3 protein-coding genes are annotated in these 2830 nt (G+C 71.8%); all 3 read right to left on the bottom strand.

Features of this window, described 5'->3' with window-relative positions; translation table 11 throughout:
• The coding region (locus GTW40_RS15230; protein WP_202485918.1) for a PucR family transcriptional regulator ligand-binding domain-containing protein at positions 1–962 on the bottom strand (962 nt) is incomplete at its 3' end.
• Between the two features lie 41 nt (positions 963–1003).
• The gene (locus tag GTW40_RS15225) at positions 1004–2287 is read right to left on the bottom strand and encodes an aspartate aminotransferase family protein (RefSeq protein ID WP_161180729.1); all 1284 of its coding nucleotides are present in this window, start codon (positions 2285–2287) and stop codon (positions 1004–1006) included.
• A partial coding sequence (locus GTW40_RS15220; protein ID WP_275564637.1) for a nitrilase-related carbon-nitrogen hydrolase occupies positions 2284–2830 on the bottom strand: 547 nt, incomplete at its 5' end. The genes GTW40_RS15220 and GTW40_RS15225, both read right to left, overlap by 4 nt.

Below are 2830 nucleotides of genomic sequence, written 5' to 3'. Positions count from 1 at the left end.
AGCGGGACGAAGGTGCGCCGGCCGACCGGCAGCCCGGCGGCGCGCGCCCGGGGCAGCAGCTGCCGGGCGGGCACGGTGCCGGAGGCGAGGTCGGTGAGCAGACCGCGCGCGGACTGCTCCTCCCAGCTCGCCGTGGAGCCGCCGCCGAGCATCCGGTGCAGGACCAGGGCCTCGGCGGCGCGGTCGGCGAGCAGCCGCCCGGTGGCCGCGTCGCCCCGGTAGCCGCACAGCAGCAGCCGTCCCCAGCGTTCGCCCCGGCCGCCGAGTTCGGCGCGGACCCAGCCGTCGCCCTCGCTGCCTCCCGCCTGCCGGGCGATGCGCTCCCAGTCGCGCAGCACGTCGTCCACGGCGGACCGCTCCCCCGCCGTGACGAGGACGCGGTGCGCGAGGTTGGTGACGACGACCGGGCAGCCGCTGTGCCGGGCGATCTCGTCCAGGAGGCGTTGCAGCGGGGCCCCGGCGGTGATGAGTCCGGTGAGCCCGGTGCGTACGGCCTCGGAGAGGCTGACGGCGGCGAACTTCCGTCGTACGAGCCGGGATTGGACCTCCTCCGTCAACTCCGCGAAGGGGAACGGCCGATGCAGGACGACCATGGGGAGTCCGTACCGTTCGGCGGTGCGGCACATCGTCTCGGGTGGGGCGGGGAAGGCGCGGCCGAGGCCGAGGACCACGGCGGCGGCGTCCGCGTGGTGCAGGGAGCGGATGTAGGCGGCCTGTTTGGCCTCGTCGCCCGCGAGCAGCACGCCGGTGGTGAGGACCATCTCGCCGCCGCTGAGCATGACGCCCACGTCGGCGGCCTCGGCGACGTGCACCCAGCGCACTGCGCGGTCGAGCTGTCCGGCCCCGGCGACCACCTCGGGCTCCCCGGCGAGCACGCGTTCCAGGGTGAGCACCTGCCGGACGGACAGCGCCGGTCCGCCGGAGGGCGCGGCCGGGTGCCAGGACTCCGAGGTGGTGGTCATGGGCGGTACCTCGTCTCTCGTACGGGCTCCTCCGCGCGCTCTCAGTACGTGCTCCGCAGCGCGTCCTCGAGGATGTCCGCGCCCTCCTCCGCCTCCGCGACGGTGAGGGTGAGCGGCGGGGCGATGCGCAGGACGCTGGTGTCGTGGCCGCCGCCCTTGCCGATGAGCAGGCCGCCGGAGCGGGCGGACTCCAGGACGGTGGCGGCCGCGGCGGGGTCGGCCTCGTCGGTGCCGGGCCTGACCAGTTCGACGCCGATCATCAGGCCGCGCCCGCGCACCTCACGGACGCCGGGCAGCCGGGCGGCGACGGAGCGTAGCCGTTCCAGGAGCAGACCGCCGACGCGGCGGGCGTTGCCCTGGAGGTCGTGTTCCAGGTGGTAGGTGAGGTTGGCGAGCCCGGCGGCCATGGTGATCTGGGTGCCGCCGAAGGTGGAAATGCTGTTGGCGTCCAGGCAGTTCATGATCTCGGCGGGGGCGATCACACCGCCGATGGACATGCCGTTGCCGATGCCCTTGGCGAAGGTGACGATGTCCGGCGGGCCGTTACGGTCGTGCGCCTGCCAGCCCCAGAAGTGGTCGCCGGTGCGGCCCCAGCCGGTCTGCACCTCGTCGGAGATCCACAGGATGCCGTACTCGTCGAGGACCTCACGGAAGGCGGCGTACAGCCCGTCGGGCGGGGAGGTGAACCCCCCTACGCCCTGGATGGGTTCGGCGATCAGCGCGACGGGCGTGCGGCCCTGGCCGATGAGGTCGCGCAGGTCGGCCACGCAGGCGTCGATGAACGCGCGGTCGTCCAGCTCAGCGTACGGCCCCCGGGTGCGGACGGCGCCGTGGACGTAGACGGTCTGGAGCGGGGAGAGCGAGGTCGTGGACCAGGTGCGGTTGCCGGTGATGCCGACGGCGCCGAAGGAGCGGCCGTGGTAGCTGTTGCGCATCGCCAGCACGGTGTTGCCCTGCCGGTAGGCGGTGGCGAGCAGCATCGCTGTGTCGTTGGCCTCGGTGCCGGAGGTGGTGAAGAAGACCCGGGCGTTCGGGATGCCGCTCAACTGGGCGATGCGCTCGGCCAGTTCGACCATCGGGCGGTTCAGATACAGGGTCGAGGAGTGGACGATCCGCCCGGCCTGCTCGCTGACCGCCTTGGTGACCTCGGGCAGCGCGTGCGCGGTCATGGTGGTGAGGATGCCGCCGAAGAAGTCCAGGTAGCGGTTGCCGTAGGCGTCCCAGACGTGGCGGCCCTCGCCGTGGGTGATCTCCAACGGGTCGTCGTAGTAGAGGGCGAGCCAGTCGGGCATGACCCGGCGGTGGCGGTCGAAGAGATCGGTCATGGCCGCACCAGCCCTTCGTACGCGTCGGGGCGCCGGTCGCGGTAGAACGCCCACTGCTGGCGTACCTCTTCGATGAGGTCGAAGTCCAGGTCGCGGACGAGGAGTTCCTCGCTCTTGTCGTCGGCCGGGTCGCCGACGAACTGTCCGCGCGGGTCCACGAAGTACGACGTGCCGTAGAAGTCGTTGTCCCCGTACTCCTCCTGGCCGACGCGGTTGATCGCGGCGACGAAGTACTCGTTGGCGACGGCGGCCGCGGGCTGCTCCAACTGCCAGAGGTGCGAGGAGAGTCCGCGGTGGGTGGCGGAGGGGTTGTAGACCAACTGTGCTCCCTGGAGACCCAGTTCGCGCCACCCCTCGGGGAAGTGCCGGTCGTAGCAGATGTAGACGCCGACCTTGCCGACGGCGGTGTCGAAGACGGGCCAGCCGAGGTTGCCGGGTTTGAAGTAGTACTTCTCCCAGAAGCCCTTGACCTGGGGGATGTGGTGCTTGCGGTACTTGCCGAGGTAGCTGCCGTCGGCGTCGATCACGGCGGCGGTGTTGTAG

The organism is Streptomyces sp. SID4985 (assembly GCF_009863025.1).
In the GTDB taxonomy this organism is placed as follows: domain Bacteria; phylum Actinomycetota; class Actinomycetes; order Streptomycetales; family Streptomycetaceae; genus Streptomyces.
The sequence above is the reverse complement of the archived record's forward strand: the minus strand, read 5'-3'. Positions and strand labels throughout refer to the sequence as shown.

Bases quoted from the DNA above. Each gene is read 5' to 3' on its own strand.
- GTW40_RS15225 (WP_161180729.1), bottom strand. From the start codon at position 2,287: ATGACCGATCTCTTCGACCGCCACCGCCGGGTCATGCCCGACTGGCTC.